The organism is Mesorhizobium sp. WSM3859, from assembly GCF_002295065.1.
Taxonomy (GTDB): Bacteria; Pseudomonadota; Alphaproteobacteria; order Rhizobiales; family Rhizobiaceae; genus Mesorhizobium.
The window spans coordinates 1-17,569 of the sequence record NZ_NSGG01000022.1 but is presented as its reverse complement, the minus strand read 5'-3'; the positions used below and the strand labels follow the sequence as shown (position 1 = coordinate 17,569).

Genomic DNA, 17,569 nt, shown 5'->3' with positions numbered 1-17,569 from the left:
CCCAAACATCGGAAAATTTTCAGAAACCGTTCGGGATTTCGCGCCGCCGAAATCGCAAAACGTTCTGGCCGGCACAAGTCAGCCGAAACACCGGTTTGCCTCGCAGCCAGCACGATTTTCAGCCTGCCGCGTCCTCCCAAGCGCGGCCGCAAATCTGGGCATGGAGACAACATGATTGCCGCATTGCATCACAACAAGCCGCTCAGGCGCCGCCTCGTCGCTGGCTCGATAGTCGCCCTCGCCTGCGGCGCCGCAACAGTCTGGCACGGCGCCACAAGCGAAGCTTCGAACGCCGCACCTGCCACGCCCGAGACCAAGCTGGTCAAGGCAGTTTCGGTCTCGCCGGCACCCGCCGTGGATAACCGCGTCGCCGTCGGCGAGATCAAGCCGCGGCTGGAGAGCGACCTCGGTTTTCGCGTCTCGGGCAAGCTCATCCAGCGTACCGCCGAGATCGGCGCCACTGTGAAGAAGGGCGAGGTTCTCGCCCGCGTCGACGACCAGGATTATCGCAACCGGCTCGCCAGCGCCGAGGCAGACGTGGCGGCGGCCGAGGCCGTTGTGGTCGAAGCCAGCGCCGCCGAAGCACGCATCAGCGCCCTGCTCGTGAAGGGTTTCACGACACGCGCCAACCATGACGCGACGCTGAAGAATCTTCGCTCGGCCGAAGCGAAGCTGAAATCGGCCAACATCGCCTTCGCGATGGCCAAGGACCAGCTCGGCTATACCGAGCTGCATGCGGAGTTCGACGGCATCGTCACCGCCACCGGCGCCGAAGCCGGCCAGTCGGTCAATGTCGGGCAGATGGTGGTGCGCGTCGCCGATCCGAAGAGCCGTGACGCGGTGTTCTCCATCGCGGAAGCCGCCTTTGCCAGCGACCAGCGCGGCAAACAGATCCCCGCCGTCACCGTCTCGTTGCTCAGCAATCCCGCGATCTCGGCCATCGGCACGGTCAGCGAGATCGCGCCGATGGCCGATGCCGCCACCCGCACCTTTCAGGTGAAGGTCTCGCTCGAGAATGCGCCTGACGAGATGCGTTTCGGCGCGAGTGTCGCCGGCCGCGTCGAGATAGCGGGTGCGCCGGTCGTGCAACTGCCCGGCAGCGCGCTGTTCGACAAGGACGGCCAGCCCGCCGTGTGGGTGGTCGACTCCAATTCGGCGGTGGAGCTGAAGCCCGTCGCCATTGCCCGCTACGAGACCGACCGCGTCGTCGTCAGCGACGGGCTCGCCAAGGGCGACCGGGTCGTTACCGCCGGCGTAAACCGGCTGCGGGAACACGAAAAAGTTCGTATCGTTGAGGGAGAAGGAAAATGACCATGTCAAAGACCAAGGTCCTCGTCGCCGGCGCCGGCCCGACCGGGCTGACGCTCGCGCTTTGGCTGACCAGGCTTGGCGTGCCGGTGCGCATCTTCGACAAGGCCATCGCTCCCGGCGAGACCTCTCGTGCGCTGGCCGTCCAGGCGCGCACGCTGGAATTCCACCGCCAGATCGGTATCGTCGACGACGTGCTGGCGGCAGGGGTGAAAATCGAACAGCTTACTGTGCACACACCGGCGGGTGTCGCGGCAAGGCTGCCGCTGGGCGATTTCGGCCGCGGCATCAGCCCCTATTCCTTCGCCTTTGCGCTACCGCAGGATATCCACGAGCGCGTGCTGATCACGCATCTGGCGCGAGCCGGCGTCGAGGTCGAGCGAGGTACCGAGTTGGTCGCGTTCCAGGACAAGGGTCATGCGGTCATCGCAACGCTGAGCAAGGAAGGCCAGACGGAGACCGTCGTTGCCGACTACCTTGCCGGTTGCGACGGCGCGCACAGCACGGTGCGCCACGGGCTGAATATCGGTTTCCCCGGCGGCGCCTACGAGCAATCCTTCTATGTCGCCGACGTGAAAGGCCGAGGCGACATCACCCGAAACGGCATGGACACCACCATCAGCACCTACGGCTTCGCCATCGTCATGCCGGTCCGGCAGTCGGGCTCGATCCGGCTGATCGGCATCGTGCCGAAGGCGCATGAGGCGGATGAGACGATCAGCTTCGAGGCGATCCGCGCCGATGTCGAACGCGACACGGGCGTAACGGTCGACGAGGTCAACTGGTTCTCGACCTACCGCGTCCATCACCGCGTCGCCGAGAATTTTCGCGTCGGCCGCGTATTCCTCTGCGGCGATGCGGGCCACATCCACAGCCCGGCTGGCGGCCAGGGCATGAACACCGGCATGGGGGATGCGGTGAACCTTGCCTGGAAACTCGCCGCCGTGGTGCAGGGCCGCGCCGATCCGCGTCTGCTCGACAGCTACGAGCCCGAGCGCATCGCGTTTGCCCGCAAGCTGATCGAGAGCACCGACCAGGCCTTCCGCATCGCCACCAGCCGCTCCAGGCTCGTCGGTCTGTTCCGGCGCTACCTGATGCCGAAGATCCTGAACATCGCGCTGCACACGTCCTATGGTTCGCGCGCCTTCTTCGGTGTCATCTCGCAGGCGGCGATCCAGTACCGCGCCAGCCCGATCAGCTCAGGCACGGCCGGCAAAGTGAGCGGCGGCGACCGCCTTCCCTACGTGCCGATGCCAGGCAGCGACAATTTCGAGCTGCTGCGCTCACTCGACTGGCAGGTCCATGTCTATGGCGAGGTCAATGCCGAGTTCCGGGCGATGCTGGCCTCGACCGGCATTCCGGTCCACGCCTTCGCCTGGTCGGAGGCCGCCGCTAAAGCCGGCCTGCAGTGCGACGCCGCCTATCTGGTGAGGCCGGACGGCCATGTCGCGCTTGCTTCGCCGGTGCAGGAGGCCGCAAGCTTCCAGCGCTATCTCGCCGGGCTCGCCATCAGGCCAAGGGCGGCAGAGCGCGCACCCTACCGTGTGCCGGGCACCATGCACAGCCTGGCCTGAACAGTGCCCGCCAAATAGCGGGCGCTGACCGAAACCCAATCATCACTTGTTTTCGCCAGCCGGCAGAAGCCGGCGGAACGCGCCTTCGCGCGCGCTGAGAGGGATTTTGTCATGAGCAGCTTCAATCTTTCCGAATGGGCGCTGCGCCACCGCAGCTTCATCGTCTACCTGATGATCGCGGCCGCGCTCGCCGGGCTTTACGCCTATCGCGGCCTCGGCCGCGAGGAGGACCCGCCCTTCACCATCAAGACCATGGTGGTGAAGACGATGTGGCCGGGCGCCAGCACCAGCGAGACGGTCGAGCAGATCACCGACCGCGTCGAGAAGAAGCTCGAGGAGCTGCCCGATCTCGACTACGTCAAGAGCTACACCAAGCCCGGCGAATCCGTCGTCTTCGTCAACCTGAAGGATACCGTCGCCGGCGACCAGGTGCAGCCGCTCTGGTACCAGGTCCGCAAGAAGCTCAACGACATCAAGCCGACGCTGCCGTCCGGCGTGCAGGGTCCGTTCTTCAACGACGAGTTCGGCGATACCTATTCGCTGATCTACGCGCTCACGTCCGACAGCCTCAGCCATCGCGAGCTGAAGGATATGGCGACCAGCCTGCGCGCCGGGCTGCTTACCGTGAAGGACGTCGCCAAGGTCGACCTGATCGGCCAGCAGGACGAGAAGATCTATCTCGAATTCTCGACGCAGAAGGTGGCGGCGCTCGGCCTCGATGTCGGCACGCTGACGCAGGCGCTGCAGGCGCAGAACGCGCTGACGCCGAGCGGCACGGTCGATTCCGGCCCCGAGCGGATATCCATCCGTGTTTCGGGCAGCTTCACCTCGGAACAGAGCCTGAAGGCGATCAACTTCTACGCCAACGGCCATTACTTCCGCCTGGGCGATGTCGCCGAGGTCAAGCGCGCCTATTCCGACCCGCCGCAGCCGATGTTCCGCTTCAACGGCAAGCCCGCCGTTGGGATCGCCGTGTCGATGACGGCCGGCGGCGACGCACTGGCGCTCGGCGAGAACGTCAAGGAGAAGATGCACGAGATGGAGGCCGAGCTGCCGCTCGGCGCCGAGCTCGGCCTGGTCGCCGACCAGTCGCATGTGGTGGAAGAATCCGTCGGCGAGTTCACCAAGAGCCTCGGCGAGGCGATCGCCATCGTGCTTGCCGTGTCGCTGCTGGCGCTCGGCTGGCGGCCTGGCGTCGTGGTGGCCGTCGCCATCCCGCTGGTGCTGGCGATCACCTTCGTGACCATGGAGTATTTCGGCATCTCGCTGCAGCGCATCTCGCTCGGCGCGCTGATCATCGCACTCGGCCTTTTGGTCGACGATGCCATGATCGCGGTCGAGATGATGATCGCCCGCATGGAGGAAGGCTACGACAAGATCTCGGCCGCCACCTACGCCTATACCTCGACCGCCTTCCCGATGCTGACCGGCACGGTGGTGACGATCGCCGGTTTCGTGCCGGTGGGCTTCGCCAAGAGCGGCGCCGGCGAGTACTGCTTTTCGCTGTTCGCGGTCGTGGCGATCGCGCTCGTCGTCTCCTGGGTGGTGGCGGTGCTGTTCACGCCGCTCACCGGCGTCTTCCTGCTGCCCGATCGCATCAAGGGCCATGGCGGCAGCCATCAGCCGTCGCGCATCGCCCGCGGCTTCCAGGCGCTGCTCGAAGCCGCGATGCGAGCGAAGTGGCTGGTGCTGTCGGCGACCGCCGGGCTGTTCGCGCTCTCAGTCGTGGCCATGGGCTTCGTCGGCCAGGAGTTCTTCCCGAAGTCCGACCGGCCCGAGGTCATGCTCGACCTCACCTTGCCGCGCACAGCCTCGATCAAGGCGACGGACGCCGTCGTTGAGCGTGTCGAGAAGCTGCTCGCTTCGGATCCGGATATCGACCACTGGAGCTTCTATGTCGGCCAGGGCGCCGTGCGCTTCTACCTGCCGCTCGACGCGCAGCTCGCCAACGACTTCTTCGGTCAAGCCGTCGTGGTCACCAAGGGCCACGCCGTGCGCCAGGCGGTCATAGACCGGCTGGAGAAGGAGCTGTCGACCGGCTTCGACGACGTCATGGCCCGCGTCACGCCGCTGGAGCTTGGCCCGCCGGTCGGCTGGCCGCTGAAGTTCCGTGTCTCGGGTCCGGACCCGGACAAGACGCGGAGCCTCGCGCAGCAGTTCGCGCAAGTGCTCGGCAGCGACGCAGCGGTGCGCAACATCAACTACGACTGGAACGAGCCGGCCAAGGTCATCAGGGTCGAGGTCGATCAGGACCGGGCGCGCGCGCTGGGCATCTCCTCGCAGCAACTGTCGGAGACGATCAACGCGATCCTGTCCGGCTCGAAGATCACGCAAATGCGCGACGACATCTATCTCGTCGACATCGTCGCCCGCGCCGTGGATTCGGAACGCGCCAGCATCGATACGCTGCGCGGCCTGACGATCAGCGCGTCGGGCGGACGGCGGGTGCCGCTCGAACAGGTGGCGAAGCTCAGCTACCAGACCGAGCCGCCGCTGATCTGGCGCCGCGGCCGCCTGCCGACCGTGACCGTCCAGGCCGACGTCGCGGCGGGCGAGAACGCCACGGTTGTCTCGAAGCGGCTGGAGAAGGCTATCGCCGCGTTCAAGGCGGAGCTGCCGGCGCGTTACAGCGTCGAACAGGGCGGCGTGATCGAGGACAGCGCCAAGGCGCAGGCCAGCATCTTCGTGGTCTTCCCCCTGATGCTGTTCATCATGGCGACGGTGCTGATGATCCAGTTGATGAGTTTTCAGCGCCTGGTGCTGGTGCTGCTCACCGCTCCGCTCGCCATCATCGGCGTTGCCGGCGCGCTGCTCATCTCCGGCGCACCGATGGGCTTCGTCGCGATCCTCGGCGTGATGTCGCTGATCGGCATGGTGATCCGCAACTCGGTCATCCTGATCGCGCAGATCGACCAGCACATTGCCGCCGGGGAAGAACCGTGGGCCGCGGTGATCAGCGCCACCACGCACCGGCTGCGGCCGATCCTTCTCACGGCCGCGGCCGCCATCCTCGGCATGATTCCGATCGCGCCGACGGTGTTCTGGGGACCGATGGCTTACGCCGTGATGGGCGGGCTGATGGTAGCGACGGTGCTGACGCTGGTCTTCCTGCCGACGCTCTACGTCACCTGGTTCGGCATCAAGGCGCCGGCCGGGACCATCGCTGCGGCCGACCAGGCGACAGTCGCCGCCGAACCGCAAGCCATAGCGGCCTGAGCCTACTACCCAACCCGACCGGTCACGGCGGCAGCACCGCCGTGACAACTCCCAACCTCGAAAGGAAACGACCATGCCTCCCTTCTACGGCAATCTCCTTGTCCGCGTGAACGCCGGCTTCCTGATGCTGGCCTCGAGCGGCGGGCTCTTCACCGACATTGCCGGCTCCTTCTTCGGGCGCGGCCCGGAAGCGATCCTGCTTGGCGATGCGCCGGGCACCGGCATCGGCTTCATCGAGGCGCATGGGCTTGCCCTGATTATCGGCGTGACGCTCTGGCGCATCGCCTACTCCCGCAATTGGCACGCCGTCCTGGCTGCCGTGCACATGCTGCTCGGAACGGCAAACCTCTTGTTCTGGCAGTTCTTCATCTCCGCCGACGTGCTCGTCGTCGGCTACGTCACAACCGCGGCGCACTTTCTGTTCGTGGTTGCTCACCTGGCGGCACTGACCGGCTCGACCCGGCTTGCCGCTCAATCCTCCCGCTAGACTTCAACCCAACATCTGGAGAAACGAACATGCATATGAAATCGCTCAAGAAATACCGTTCGGCGGCAGCGCTCGCCCTCGCCCTTACAGCTGTCGAGATGGTGGGCAACGCTGTGCCAGCCCTGTCGCCCGTGAGCACCGCCGAGGCCCGCATCGGCGCGCCTTGGACGCCGCGCAGCGCCGCCGGCGTCGCTCGCCGCACAACCACCTGGCGCGTGCTGCGGCACACCACAGCCTGGGTCGCCACGCTGCCTGTCGGCTGCGTGCGCACCAAGGTCAATGGCTTCGACGTCTGGCGCTGCGGCGGCACCTACTACCGTGCCTATCAGGGCCGCTACATCGTGGTTGTCGCCGATTGATCGGGCTTTTAGTTTTGGACGCAATTCCGGACGGAAAACCGCCTACACTTTTCCTGGAATTGCCTTAGGTCTCGCCGAGGGCAAGTCTGACGCCTTCGGCGAGATGCTCGGCATCGGCCCGGTTCTCGAACGGCACGCCGCGCAACGCATAATCGAGCGGCGAGAACGGATCACCCTCCTCGATCAGGGCAATCTGCCGCTTCGCTTTCTCCATGTCCCCCATCTGGGCATAGCAGGCCGCCAGCCGCGTGCGAATCCAAGGCGCCGGGCGCGTCGCCAGTTCCAGCGCGTCGGCCGCCTGCCGGTATTCCCCCATCATATAGAGCGCCAGCGCGCGGTCGAACTGGTACCAATGCGGGTGCAGAGGATCGATGCGGATGCCGCGCGCCAGCCAGGTCAGCGCCTCCAGCGGCCGCCCGCGCATGGTGAGCAGCATCCCCATCTGCTCGATGCTATCGGCATCGTAAGGATTCAGCTGCAGCGCGATGCGCATGTGATGCTCGGCCGCCTCATGGTCGCGCATATAGAGGCGGATCAGCGACTGCACGCGATGCCCGGTCGGCTGGTCCGGCGACAGCGCCAGGCCCTTGTCGGCAAGGTCGCGCGCATTTTCCAGAACCGCGTCGCTGGCGCGCCCGAATTCCCCGTCCAATGCCCGCACTAGACCGAGATAGGTGTAAGCAAGGCCGTAGTTCGGATCCTTGGCGATCGCGGCCTCGAACAGGGCTTCGGCGCTGCGCTGGTCGGTCTGGGCGGGATCGCGCAGCATCGCGAAGCCGCGCAGCAGAAGCTCATAGGCGGCAAGGCTGGTGACCGGCTTGCGCGACGCCTGCTCCAGCCCGGCGTTGGCGACACGCGTGACCAGCCGGCTGACGATCTGCTCGACGATTTCGCGCTCGATCGCGAACAGCCCTTCGCCATGCGATTGGAAGCGGTCGCCCCAGAGCTGGCTGCCGGTGGCGATGTCGACGAGGCTGACCGCGACCACGACATGCTCGCCCTGCCGGCGCAGCGATCCTTCGACCAGATAGTCGGCACCGATGCGGGCGCGGATCTGCGGCCACTCGGCGCGGCCGAACGATGTGAAGGAGAAGCTGGAATTGCGTGCCAGCACCGTGACCGTGCCGAAGCGCGCGACGCCGTTGATCAGGTCCTCGGCGAAGCCGTCGACCATCGCCTCGTCGGCGGGGTCGCCGCTTTCATTGCGGAAGCGCACCACGGCCACGATGGGCTGGGTGCTGATCTCGGGCGCCGCCTCGGCCTCCGCGGCCAGCATATAGCCGCGCTTGGAGACGGTACGCACCATGTCGTCGCCCAGAACCTTGCGGATTTCACGCACCGACTGGGTCAACGAATCCTCCGTGACGTAGACGCCCGGCCAGACGACGTCCATCAGTTCTGATTTGGGCACGACGCGGCCCATGTTGCGCGCGAGATGCGAAAGCAGCGCATAGGCTTTCGGTCGCAGGAACAGCGGCTCGTTGACGCCGCGCAGCGTTCCCATGGCAAGGTCGAGCGTGAAGCTGCCGAACCGGAAGATCTGATCGGCCGTCGCCGTCGTCATCGGGACACCCCTTCCCGCCTATCCGCATTTGCCGTGTCGATTCCACTTCGAGGCGGCATGCATGAGCGCATTATTGCCCAAGGCGCAATTTCGATCAAACTGGCCGGCGGCGCGGCGGCTAGGATCGCCCCGCCAAATGCGAGGAGCCATGAACCCGACCGAGAAAGCGCTGTGGTTTGTCGAGAGCCATCTGCCGGACGCCGTCAGTCTCGACGATGTCGCGGCAAGCAGCGGCGTGTCGCGTTTCCATGTGACGCGCGCCTTCGGGGCCGCCACCGGGCGGTCGGTCATGGGTTATTTGCGGGCGCGCCGCCTGAGCGAAGCTGCGCGCAAGCTGGCCGGCGGCGCGCCCGACATTCTCCAGGTCGCGCTCGACGCCGGCTACGGTTCGCATGAGGCGTTCACGCGGGCTTTTCGCGATGCGTTCGGCTCCACGCCGGAGCTGGTGCGCGCGCAAGGCTCAACCGACAACCTCGATCTCGTGGAGCCTATCCTGATGGACAGCACCCTTCTCACCACGCTCGAGCCGCCGCGCTTCGAGACCAGCCGCCCCTTCCTCATCGCCGGACTCGGCGAGCGTTACAGCTGCGAAACCAGCGCCGGCATACCGATGCTGTGGCAGCGCTTCGCGCCCTATATTGGCAACATTCCCGGCGAGGTCCCCGGCGTCTTTTACGGCGTTTGCACCAATGGCGACGATGCCGGCAATTTCGATTACATCGCCGGCGTCGAGGTGAAGGATTTCTCCGACCTGCCCAAGGATTTCTACCGCGTTCGGGTGCCGGCGCAGAAATATGCGGTGTTCTCGCATCGCGAGCACATCTCGACCATCCGCCGCACCGTCAACACGATCTGGAACAGCTGGCTGCCGGCCTCGGGACACGAGATCGCCGACGCACCGGAATTCGAGCGCTACGGGCCCGAATTCGACGCGCACACCGGCAATGGCGGATTGGAGATCTGGGTGCCGGTGAAGGGGTGAGAAAGGCTCCCCTTCTCCCCTTGCTGCGGGAGAAGCTGTCGCCGAAGGCGACAGATGAGGGGTGCTCCAGCGGAGTGAGACGTCGGCTTTCCCTGGAGCACCCCTCATCCGCCGCCTCGCGGCCACCTTCTCCCGCAAGGGAGAAGGGAAGAGGCTAAAGCTCCAGATCCCACGTCTGCCCGACCAAATCCTTGCCGAAGGAATGATGGCGCTCCTCATCGACCAGCTTGAAACCCGCGGCCTGGTAGATGCGGCGGGCCGAGCCCAGTATGTCGTTCGTCCACAGCGTCAGCGTCTTGTAGCCCTTGGCGCGGGCGAAGGCGATGCACTCGTCGACCAGCCGCCGGCCGATGCCAAGGCCCCGCGCCGAAGGCTCGACATAGAGCAGCCTGAGCTTCGCGACTTCGGGCGACTTGCGCACGACGAAGACCGAACCGACCACCTCGCCTTCGCGCTCGGCGATCCAGGCACGCTCCCACTTTGGATCGAATTTCTTGACGAACTCGGCGAGGATCTCGGCGACCAGCGCCTCGTAGGTTCCGTCCCAGCCATACTCCTCGGTGTAGAGCATGCCCTGACGGCGCGTGATCCAGCCGATGTCGCCTACCTGCAGCGGCCGCAGGATGTAGGGCACCTTGGGTTCGGGCCTGTCGCCAAGCAGGTCCTGCACGGTGCGCATCGCCTTGACCAGCCGCTCCTGGTCAGCGGGCGCCAGACGATCGAGCAGCGCGCGCACCTGGTCGTGCGAATCCTGGTTGAGCGGCGCGAAGGCTTGCCTGCCCGCCGGCGTCAGCGCGATCGATGATCGGCGCGCGTCCGCCTCGCTGGCCTCGCGCTCGACCAGGCCGCGCTCCTCGAATTTCTTCAAGAGGCGGCTGACATAGCCCGGGTCGAGGCCAAGGTCGCGCACCAGGTCGCTGGCGACGAGCCCGTCGCGATGGGCAAGCTCATAAAGCACCCGCGCCTCGGTCAGCGAGAACGGGCTCTTCAGAAGGCCCTCGTCGAGCAGGCCGATCTGGCGGGTGTAGAAGCGGTTGAACGCGCGCACCGTGTCGATGCGCTCCTTGCCGGGGTGATCGTGGATGGTCATGGGATGTCCTCCTGCCTTGGACAGGATCAATCATTTAGTTGACTGCGTCAATAAAATGGTTGCGGCGGCACTTTTGTTAGCTGGCGGGAAAGCGCCCCCCTCTGTCCTGCCGGACATCTCCCCCACTTGGGGGGAGATCGGACGTCACGCCAGCCTTCGCCAATCTTCAACGATGCAGAAATGGCGAACCGCCGAAGCTGCTGATCTATCGTGGGGGAGATGTCCGGCAGGACAGAGAGGGGCGCGAAGGAATGCGACCGAACGCATTTTTGGGCGGACGAATTCATCCCATCGGCAGCACCGGCCAGAACTCGACGATCCGCCCGCCGGCAAAAACCGCGATCGCCCCGAAATGCTGCAGCACGGTCTCGCTTTGCGTCGGCCGCAGGAAGGCGTAGTCGCCGGGCTTCACGTCCGCGCTCGCCGGCAGGCCCATGAATTGTTGATTGGAGGAAAGGCCGATCAGACCATTCGGCTTCATGCCTTCGGGGAACACCGGTTCGGCCATCCATTTGCCGCCATAGAGATAGCAGCCCTTCTTCGGGAAGAGGCCGAGCGCCTGCAGCGCCCGGGAAACCGACGGCGGACCGGGCAGCATCGGGTCGAGCGCCTTGAGGATCGGCGTCGCGATGAAGGCGGCCGGCTGGAGACCGTCGAGGCCAGGGGTGTCGAAGTCGCTCGGCAGCACGAAGGCCGAGCCGATCGACACTTCGTTGGCGACGCGGCCGCCATGCAGCAGCGCCGTCTTCGAGCCGCCGATGTTCAGGATGCGGCGCTGGTCCGGATCGAGGGCAGCGGCGAATTCCGCCGCCTTAGCCGAAGCCTGCTTCAGCGCCCTGGCCGCGCCGCCGAACAGGCCCGGTATCTCCGGCGCATGCGCCTCATAAGCCATGATGCCTTCGCAGCGCAGGCGCTCCGGTATCGTCAGCGCCTTAATCTCGGCTGGACTGGAAAAACCGCCGCGATGCAGGCCGACATCGACCTCGAAGGCGAAGCGCAGGTCGGCGTCGAGCGCGGCGGCCAAAGCGCCGTAGTCGGCCAGCCGTTCCGGCGTGTCGATCAGCCAGCAGACGCGCGACCACCAGCCGGCGCCGCCTCTAGTCAGCGCGGCCCTGCCGGCGCCCACCGGCATCGGCTTGCCGTAAAGCAGATCGCCCTCGGGAAAGGCGTCGAGCACGGCCTGCGTCACCGGCGGATGGAAGGACATGAAGCGGTTGGTTTCGAGGGCTCGCGCGATATGCGACAGCAGCGGCATGCAAGGCAGCGATTTGTCGACCAGCCGCACGGCAAGGCCGGGCGCCAGCCGTTCCTTCACCAGCGCGATGTTGCCGTCCAGCCGGTCGCGGTCGAGCACCAGGCAGGGCCGGAAGATCTCGGCTGCCTTCAGCGCCTCGGACAGGGCAGCGAAATAGGCGCTCATTTTTCGATGCCAACAGGACTGGGTTCAATGCCAAACAGGGCGGCCATATAGGGCGAGACGAAACGGTTGTTGGGATCGATGTCGCGCCGCACGGCAAGCGCGTCGTCCCAGCGCGGATAGATCTTCTTGAAATCCGCCGCCTTCAGGCTGTGCATCTTGCCCCAATGCGGCCTGCCGCCATATTTGCGGAAGATGGGCTCGGCGGCCCGCATGAAGGGCAGCGGGTCGTTCGCCGCATCGTGGTGGATGGCGATCGAGCAGGTCAGCCTTTTATAGAAGGGCGAAAGCCAGAATTCGTCAGGCGCCACCGAACGCACCTCCATCGGGAAATAGACTTCCGGAAAGTGCTTCTCCGTCAGCGCGATGATTTCGGCCAACGCCTTGCGACCTTCCTCGAATGGCAGGTGGTATTCCATCTCGTTGAATCTGGTGCGACGGTCGCTGACATAGACGTTGAGCCAGTCCTGCACGTAGTCCTCGGCCGGCACCTTCTTCACCGCGCCCTTGATCAGCGCGCGGCGCAGCGACGGCAGCCGGCGCAGCACGGTGCACAGCTTGCGCAATGTCGCCAGGCCCTCCTCGTCGTCCTCGGTCGGCCGCTGCGTCGGCTGCGCATCGCTCAGGTCGCTGGCAATGAACTGCGCACAGCCGGAAAATGGGATGTAGTAGAATTCGGCCGAACGATGCGCGGCCATCATCTTTTCGAAATCGCGCAGCATGTCGCCGATCGGCAGCACCCATTTGCAGCGGCGCAGGCGGTAGGCCGCGATGTTGTTCATCGTTACTTCGGTGAGGATGCCGAAGGCGCCAAGCGCGACACCGGTGGCGTGGATCATGTCCATGTCATTTGCCCGGCTGTATTCGCGCAGCTTGCCCCGCCCATCGACGAGTTGCATCGCCTCCAGCTGCGTGTGATAGGCGCCGAGCGTCGGGCCGGAGCCATGCGTTGCCGTGCCGAGCGCACCGCCGATCGCCTGCTTGTCGATGTCGCCCATATTGGGCAGGGCTTGGCCGATGCCTTGCAGGATATGCATCAGCGCGCCCAGCCTTGTCCCCGCTCCCACCCGCGCCCTGGTGGCCGCCGGTTCATGCGAGACCAGCCCTTCGATCCTTTCCAGCGAGACGATGGTGCCTTCGGACTGCACCAGCGGCGTGAAGGAATGGCCGGCGCCGGCGACGCGCAGCGGTCCGGGCGCGGAGCGCACCAGCTCGGCCAGCTCGCCGGCGTTGGCCGGCGTCGCGATCGATTTCGGGGAAGCCGTGACGAAGCCCGACCAGTTGCTCCAGGCGTTTGCCATCCTAATCCTCCTCAGCCCTTGCCATGGCGGCGCGCGACGAGAACGAAGACGCCGAGCAAAAGCACGCTGGCCAAAGCGGTCGCCGTGGCGAATTCGGGCACCGGGCGGAAATTCCCGGCATCGATCAAAAGCGAGGCGGCGATCGGGCCGATGGCGAGGCCGAAGAGCTGCGCCGCCGGAACCAGGAGCACTGCCGTCCGCGTCTCGTCGGCGGTGATTGCCATGCGGATCTGATAGGGCACGATGAAGAGCAGGATGAAGCCCATCACCAGCGCCACCGCCCAGAACACTGAAAGACCCGGGCCGGACGCAAGCAGGACCGAGCTGATCGCCGCGACGATGCCGATGATCGTGATGGCAAAACGGTAGTCGATGCGCGCCTCGAAGACCGTCGCGGTCATGGCGCCGATCACCTGGGCGGCGAGGCTCGCCGACACCATCAGGCCGACGGTGCGGCCGTCGATGCCGAACTGCGCGCCGATGGGCTCCAGGAAGGCCCAGACGGCACCGAAGAACATGAAATAGCAGAAGATCGACAAGAGCGCGGTGATTGCCGGCACTGTCGCGACGTTGGCAAACTGCTCTTCCTTGGGCAGGTCGGCATAGTCGTCCGGCACCATCCAGGCGACGGCCAGCGACAGCAGGCAGACGATGCCGAGCGCGATGAAGCCGCCGGCCGAGCCGGCGGCGGGCACGGCATAGAGCGCTAGGATCAGCGCCAGCGCGCATTGGGCCAAGGTCTGCAACGTGACGAAATAGCCGCCGATGCGCTCGGCCCGGCGCGAGCGGGCGATCAATTCGGTGGCGACGGCGACCAGCCCACCCTCCGCCAGGCCGGCCAGTATGCGCGCGCCGATCAGCCCATTGGGGCTGCCGGCATAAGCGGTCCAGAAATTGGCTAACGCGAGCAGGACGAGCAGAACCGCGCTCTTCCAGCGCATGTTCCTGGCGGGCAGCAGCATGGCCACGATCGCAGACCCGATGCCGATGGCGAGCATCTCGGCGGTGGCGACCAGCGCCAGCTCGTCGCCGGTGACGTGACCCTCCGTGTAGAGCGCGCCGAGCAGCACCGGCTGCAGGCCAAGGATGAGCAGGCCGACCGATCCGATCCACAGCGCCGAGGCAAGCTGCGATCCCGTCGGATTGCCGACAAGCCAATCGCCATCTTCCGCCTGCGCGGTTTGCGATGCAGTCACGAGATGCCTCCCTTGCAGCCCGGTGGAAAAACTGACAAGTTGTCAGCATTTAACGAAACTGATACTTGATCATGTTTCTTGTCAACCGTGAATTCGCACTTTTCCGGGAAAGATGCGGGCCATGACGGATGCGAAGCGAATAGCGACGGAACCCAGGCGCAGGCCGAAGCAGGAGCGCAGCCGCGAGCGCATCGACGCGATCCTCGCCACGACCATGCGGCTGATCGGTGAAAAGGGCATCGACGCGGTGACTATGAAGGAAGTCGGCGCGCTGGCCGGCGGACCGATCGCGACCGTCTACCACTACTTTCCGAGCAAATCGGCGATCCTGGCTATGCTCTACGAGCGATTTTCCGAAGAAAGCCGGGCGCGCTTCGGCGCGATCATCGCCGGGATAAACGGGCTGGGCGACGTGACGGCGGCGGCCGACCGCATGCTCGACGACTATTATGCCCGCGTCGCGGCGGACCCGGCGATCCAGGACCTGCAGAACGCTATCCAGGCCGACAAGGCGCTGCAGCATCTCGACATTGCCGAGACGAGGCACCAGGCGAAGATATTCTGCGACCATGTCGCGCCCATGCTTCAAGCCGGGCAGCGCGAGGCGTTCGGGAGGGTCGTGTTCCTGATCTTTCAGCTTGCCGGCGGCGTCGTGCGGCTGGCGCTGACGCAGGATAAGGAAGAAGGCCGGCGCACGATCGACGACTATCGCTCGATCATCCACACGCAGTTGCGGGTGTTTTTGTAGGCGCCTGCCGCTTGGAGCATGATGCCGAAAAGTGTGAAGCGGTTTTCGGACGACATCATGCTCTACCTCTTTGATTTAGAGACGGATGATTTCAGGTCGATTCGGCCTGAAATCATCCGTCTCTAGGCGTGTTGACGGATCAGCCCTTCGAAGCCGTCGGCAAGATTGGCATTGCCGGCGGCGATGAAGCTTGACAGGTTGCGGGCGCGGCCGGGCGTCTTGTTTGCATCGAGCAGCACCGCTTTGCCCTCATGCATGACGAAGTCGAACTTGCCATAGTCGAAGCCGAGCTTGCGGCGCAGCGCGCGAAGCTCGTCCGGCACCGGCACCGCCTCGCGACGGATAGTGTCGTCGCCCTTCACGAGGCTCTGCGGCGAGACGTGGCGGGTGCAGCGCTCGCGCTCGCCGCAGAACAGCCAGAACCGAGCGCCGAAGCCGTCCGGCTCCGGTTCTGGAATGAACTTTTCAACGACCAGGTCCTGGCGCTCGAACACCTCCACCGGAACCTCGGCGACCGAGGCATGCACCTGGTATTTGTCGAAAGGCTCGACGCCGGGAAACGGCTCCGGCTTGCCGGCGCGCCGCGCACGCCGATTCAGTTGCTCCTCCGGCGTTCCCAAATGATTGAGGCTGCTCTTGACGATGACCTGCCCCTGCCAGGGATCGTCCGGCCCAATCGCGGCGCCGCTGACGCGGCGTTTCGAAATGTCGGCGGCGCCGAGGTTGAGGCAGAAGGGAAAACGGCGCGCATAGTCGACATAGTCGGGTGGCGTCACGGTCACATCGAGATGCAGCACCGCGACGTCGGCGGCCGGTTTCGCCGACGTGCCTTTCAAGATCTGCACCGAATGGCCGCGGCGCCTCAGCTCTTCCAGCAAGTCGAAGAGCATGTACGGGCTGTCGCGGCGCAGCAGCAGGCCGCGCCGGCTCTGAAAGCGGTCGAACTCATGTGTGATAACTGCGATACGCGCCATGTGCCCCCTTGGTTTCCACGTGACTGTCGAGTAATCGACGGGTCGCGAGGAACCGGGGGGTTTTGCATGACTGAACATTGGAATGCAATTCGCAGGCACTGGCAGTTACTCGGCTCGCCGCTCAGGCCGCCACCCGAAGTCGTCCAGGCCTATGACCGCGAGCTCGAGCTTGGCCGATCGCACGTCGTGATGCTCGGCGTGACGCCGGAACTCGCCGGGCTTGGCGCCGCAATGACGTCGGTCGACGAGTCCGCCGATATGATCGCCGGCATCTGGCCGGGCGATACCGACACGCGCAAGGCGGTGCGAGGCGACTGGTTCGATCTGCGGTTCGGCGAGGCAAGCGTCGAGGCCCTGATTGGCGACGGATGCCTCTCGGTCATCGGTGCCGCCGACCTCAGGCGCAGACTGTTTGCGTCGATCGCACGTGTGCTCAGCGCAGACGGGCGCGCCGCCGTCAGGCTTTACGCCTCTCCCGAAACCCGCGACGAACCGCAGGACGTCCGCGTCCTGGCGCTGGCCGGCGGCGTTTCGACCTTCCACGAGCTCAAATGGCGTGTGGCGATGACCGCGATCGGCGGCGCGCCGGACTACACGATACCGGTCATAAGCATCCTGGAACAATTCGACAGGATGTTTCCAGACCGCGGGGAGCTATCCGCTCGAACCGGATGGGAACTGCCGGTCATCGGAACCATCGACGTCTACCGGAACTCGTCCGTCGTCTACAGTTTTGCCCCCGCGGCAGCACTCATCGAGGAAGCCAAGACCTTCTTCGATGATGTCCGGCTGGCCTCGACCGGCACATATGGTCTGGCCGAACGCTGCCCGCTGCTGGTGATGCGGTCGCCAAGGCGGCGGTTCTAGCAGGCGAAATTGCTCGTCCGCGGCTCGCGGCAGCCGTCGCATTTTCGCCCGGGGTTCCGCGCAAGAAAAATTTCGCGTCGTCGCCCCCTTGCGCGCGCCTTGACTCTGGCAACCCACCGGCCTATTTCAGCGCCACGTTAGCACTCGCCTTTGGTGAGTGCTAACTCATATCCGGCGGCCTCGCCGGATGGAGGAACAGTTCTCACCGTTCTCATTCGAGGAAGACAACATGGCAAAGTCCAAGTTCCGCCCGCTTCATGACCGCGTGGTCGTTCGCCGGGTCGAATCCGAATCCAAGACCGCCGGCGGGATCATCATCCCGGATACGGCGAAGGAAAAGCCGCAGGAAGGCGAGATCATCGCCGTCGGCTCCGGCGCCCGCGACGAGAGCGGCAAGCTCGTGCCCCTGGACGTCAAGGCCGGCGACCGCATCCTGTTCGGCAAGTGGTCGGGCACTGAAGTCAAGCTCAATGGCGAAGACCTTCT

Annotated in this window: 15 protein-coding genes; 9 read left to right on the top strand and 6 right to left on the bottom strand. The window is 65.3% G+C overall.

Going from position 1 to position 17,569, the window contains the following annotated elements; all coding sequences use genetic code 11:
• Window positions 1-171 precede the first annotated feature (171 nt).
• The 5 genes from CK230_RS30140 to CK230_RS30120 all read left to right on the top strand — a co-directional run bounded on the left by CK230_RS30140 (window position 172) and on the right by CK230_RS30120 (window position 6,944).
• Window positions 172-1,311, top strand: coding sequence for an efflux RND transporter periplasmic adaptor subunit (locus CK230_RS30140; protein WP_095820422.1), 1,140 nt, complete (start codon window positions 172-174; stop codon window positions 1,309-1,311).
• Window positions 1,308-2,882 (top strand): FAD-dependent monooxygenase, encoded by a 1,575-nt coding sequence (locus CK230_RS30135; protein ID WP_210201503.1) that lies wholly within the window; start codon window positions 1,308-1,310, stop codon window positions 2,880-2,882. Before CK230_RS30140 ends, CK230_RS30135 begins: the two co-directional genes overlap by 4 nt.
• 111 nt (window positions 2,883-2,993) lie before the next feature.
• Window positions 2,994-6,098: an efflux RND transporter permease subunit gene (locus tag CK230_RS30130; RefSeq protein WP_095820421.1), complete on the top strand. Its 3,105-nt coding sequence runs from the start codon at window positions 2,994-2,996 to the stop codon at window positions 6,096-6,098.
• A gap of 73 nt (window positions 6,099-6,171) precedes the next feature.
• A complete protein-coding gene (locus tag CK230_RS30125) occupies window positions 6,172-6,585 on the top strand; it encodes a hypothetical protein (protein WP_095820420.1) in 414 nt (137 codons plus the stop codon).
• Window positions 6,586-6,614: 29 nt separating this feature from the next.
• Window positions 6,615-6,944: a hypothetical protein gene (locus CK230_RS30120; protein ID WP_245430105.1), complete on the top strand. Its 330-nt coding sequence runs from the start codon at window positions 6,615-6,617 to the stop codon at window positions 6,942-6,944.
• 64 nt (window positions 6,945-7,008) lie between these two features.
• On the opposite strand, the gene CK230_RS30115 is transcribed toward CK230_RS30120, so the two are convergent.
• The gene (locus CK230_RS30115) at window positions 7,009-8,508 is read right to left on the bottom strand and encodes a winged helix-turn-helix domain-containing protein (RefSeq protein ID WP_095820418.1); all 1,500 of its coding nucleotides are present in this window, start codon (window positions 8,506-8,508) and stop codon (window positions 7,009-7,011) included.
• Window positions 8,509-8,656: 148 nt separating this feature from the next.
• Here CK230_RS30115 and CK230_RS30110 point away from each other — a divergent pair, with 148 nt between their 5' ends.
• Entirely contained in the window at window positions 8,657-9,490 is an 834-nt protein-coding gene (locus CK230_RS30110) for an AraC family transcriptional regulator (protein WP_095820417.1), read from the top strand.
• 154 nt (window positions 9,491-9,644) lie between these two features.
• Here the strand turns inward: CK230_RS30110 and CK230_RS30105 are convergent, their stop codons facing one another.
• The 4 genes from CK230_RS30105 to CK230_RS30090 all read right to left on the bottom strand — a co-directional run bounded on the left by CK230_RS30105 (window position 9,645) and on the right by CK230_RS30090 (window position 14,494).
• Window positions 9,645-10,580 (bottom strand): bifunctional helix-turn-helix transcriptional regulator/GNAT family N-acetyltransferase, encoded by a 936-nt coding sequence (locus tag CK230_RS30105; RefSeq protein WP_095820416.1) that lies wholly within the window; start codon window positions 10,578-10,580, stop codon window positions 9,645-9,647.
• A gap of 283 nt (window positions 10,581-10,863) precedes the next feature.
• On the bottom strand, window positions 10,864-12,000 hold the full coding sequence (locus CK230_RS30100) for an alanine racemase (protein ID WP_095820415.1): 1,137 nt from the start codon (window positions 11,998-12,000) through the stop codon (window positions 10,864-10,866).
• Window positions 11,997-13,298 carry a D-arabinono-1,4-lactone oxidase gene (locus CK230_RS30095; protein WP_095820414.1) on the bottom strand — a complete coding sequence of 434 codons (1,302 nt, stop codon included), beginning with the start codon at window positions 13,296-13,298 and terminating at the stop codon, window positions 11,997-11,999. Before CK230_RS30095 ends, CK230_RS30100 begins: the two co-directional genes overlap by 4 nt.
• 11 nt (window positions 13,299-13,309) lie before the next feature.
• The gene (locus CK230_RS30090) at window positions 13,310-14,494 is read right to left on the bottom strand and encodes an MFS transporter (RefSeq protein ID WP_095820413.1); all 1,185 of its coding nucleotides are present in this window, start codon (window positions 14,492-14,494) and stop codon (window positions 13,310-13,312) included.
• A gap of 121 nt (window positions 14,495-14,615) precedes the next feature.
• Between CK230_RS30090 and CK230_RS30085 the strand changes: the two genes are divergently transcribed.
• Complete coding sequence (locus CK230_RS30085; protein WP_176480285.1) at window positions 14,616-15,242, top strand: TetR/AcrR family transcriptional regulator; 627 nt, start codon at window positions 14,616-14,618, stop codon at window positions 15,240-15,242.
• 122 nt (window positions 15,243-15,364) lie between these two features.
• On the opposite strand, the gene CK230_RS30080 is transcribed toward CK230_RS30085, so the two are convergent.
• Window positions 15,365-16,216: a hypothetical protein gene (locus CK230_RS30080; protein WP_095820412.1), complete on the bottom strand. Its 852-nt coding sequence runs from the start codon at window positions 16,214-16,216 to the stop codon at window positions 15,365-15,367.
• A gap of 66 nt (window positions 16,217-16,282) precedes the next feature.
• Here CK230_RS30080 and CK230_RS30075 point away from each other — a divergent pair, with 66 nt between their 5' ends.
• Window positions 16,283-17,083: a methyltransferase type 11 gene (locus CK230_RS30075; protein WP_095820411.1), complete on the top strand. Its 801-nt coding sequence runs from the start codon at window positions 16,283-16,285 to the stop codon at window positions 17,081-17,083.
• 229 nt (window positions 17,084-17,312) lie between these two features.
• On the top strand, window positions 17,313-17,569 hold a 257-nt coding region (locus tag CK230_RS30070; protein WP_095820468.1), incomplete at its 3' end, for a co-chaperone GroES.

Excerpts from the sequence above, each read along its gene's own strand:
- CK230_RS30140 (WP_095820422.1), top strand. The coding sequence starts at position 172 with ATGATTGCCGCATTGCATCACAACAAGCCGCTCAGGCGCCGCCTCGTC.
- CK230_RS30135 (WP_210201503.1), top strand. The coding sequence starts at position 1,308 with ATGACCATGTCAAAGACCAAGGTCCTCGTCGCCGGCGCCGGCCCGACC.
- CK230_RS30130 (WP_095820421.1), top strand. The coding sequence starts at position 2,994 with ATGAGCAGCTTCAATCTTTCCGAATGGGCGCTGCGCCACCGCAGCTTC.
- CK230_RS30125 (WP_095820420.1), top strand. The coding sequence starts at position 6,172 with ATGCCTCCCTTCTACGGCAATCTCCTTGTCCGCGTGAACGCCGGCTTC.
- CK230_RS30120 (WP_245430105.1), top strand. The coding sequence starts at position 6,615 with ATGCATATGAAATCGCTCAAGAAATACCGTTCGGCGGCAGCGCTCGCC.
- CK230_RS30115 (WP_095820418.1), bottom strand. The coding sequence starts at position 8,508 with ATGACGACGGCGACGGCCGATCAGATCTTCCGGTTCGGCAGCTTCACG.
- CK230_RS30110 (WP_095820417.1), top strand. The coding sequence starts at position 8,657 with ATGAACCCGACCGAGAAAGCGCTGTGGTTTGTCGAGAGCCATCTGCCG.
- CK230_RS30105 (WP_095820416.1), bottom strand. The coding sequence starts at position 10,580 with ATGACCATCCACGATCACCCCGGCAAGGAGCGCATCGACACGGTGCGC.
- CK230_RS30100 (WP_095820415.1), bottom strand. The coding sequence starts at position 12,000 with ATGAGCGCCTATTTCGCTGCCCTGTCCGAGGCGCTGAAGGCAGCCGAG.
- CK230_RS30095 (WP_095820414.1), bottom strand. The coding sequence starts at position 13,298 with ATGGCAAACGCCTGGAGCAACTGGTCGGGCTTCGTCACGGCTTCCCCG.
- CK230_RS30085 (WP_176480285.1), top strand. The coding sequence starts at position 14,616 with ATGACGGATGCGAAGCGAATAGCGACGGAACCCAGGCGCAGGCCGAAG.
- CK230_RS30080 (WP_095820412.1), bottom strand. The coding sequence starts at position 16,216 with ATGGCGCGTATCGCAGTTATCACACATGAGTTCGACCGCTTTCAGAGC.
- CK230_RS30075 (WP_095820411.1), top strand. The coding sequence starts at position 16,283 with ATGACTGAACATTGGAATGCAATTCGCAGGCACTGGCAGTTACTCGGC.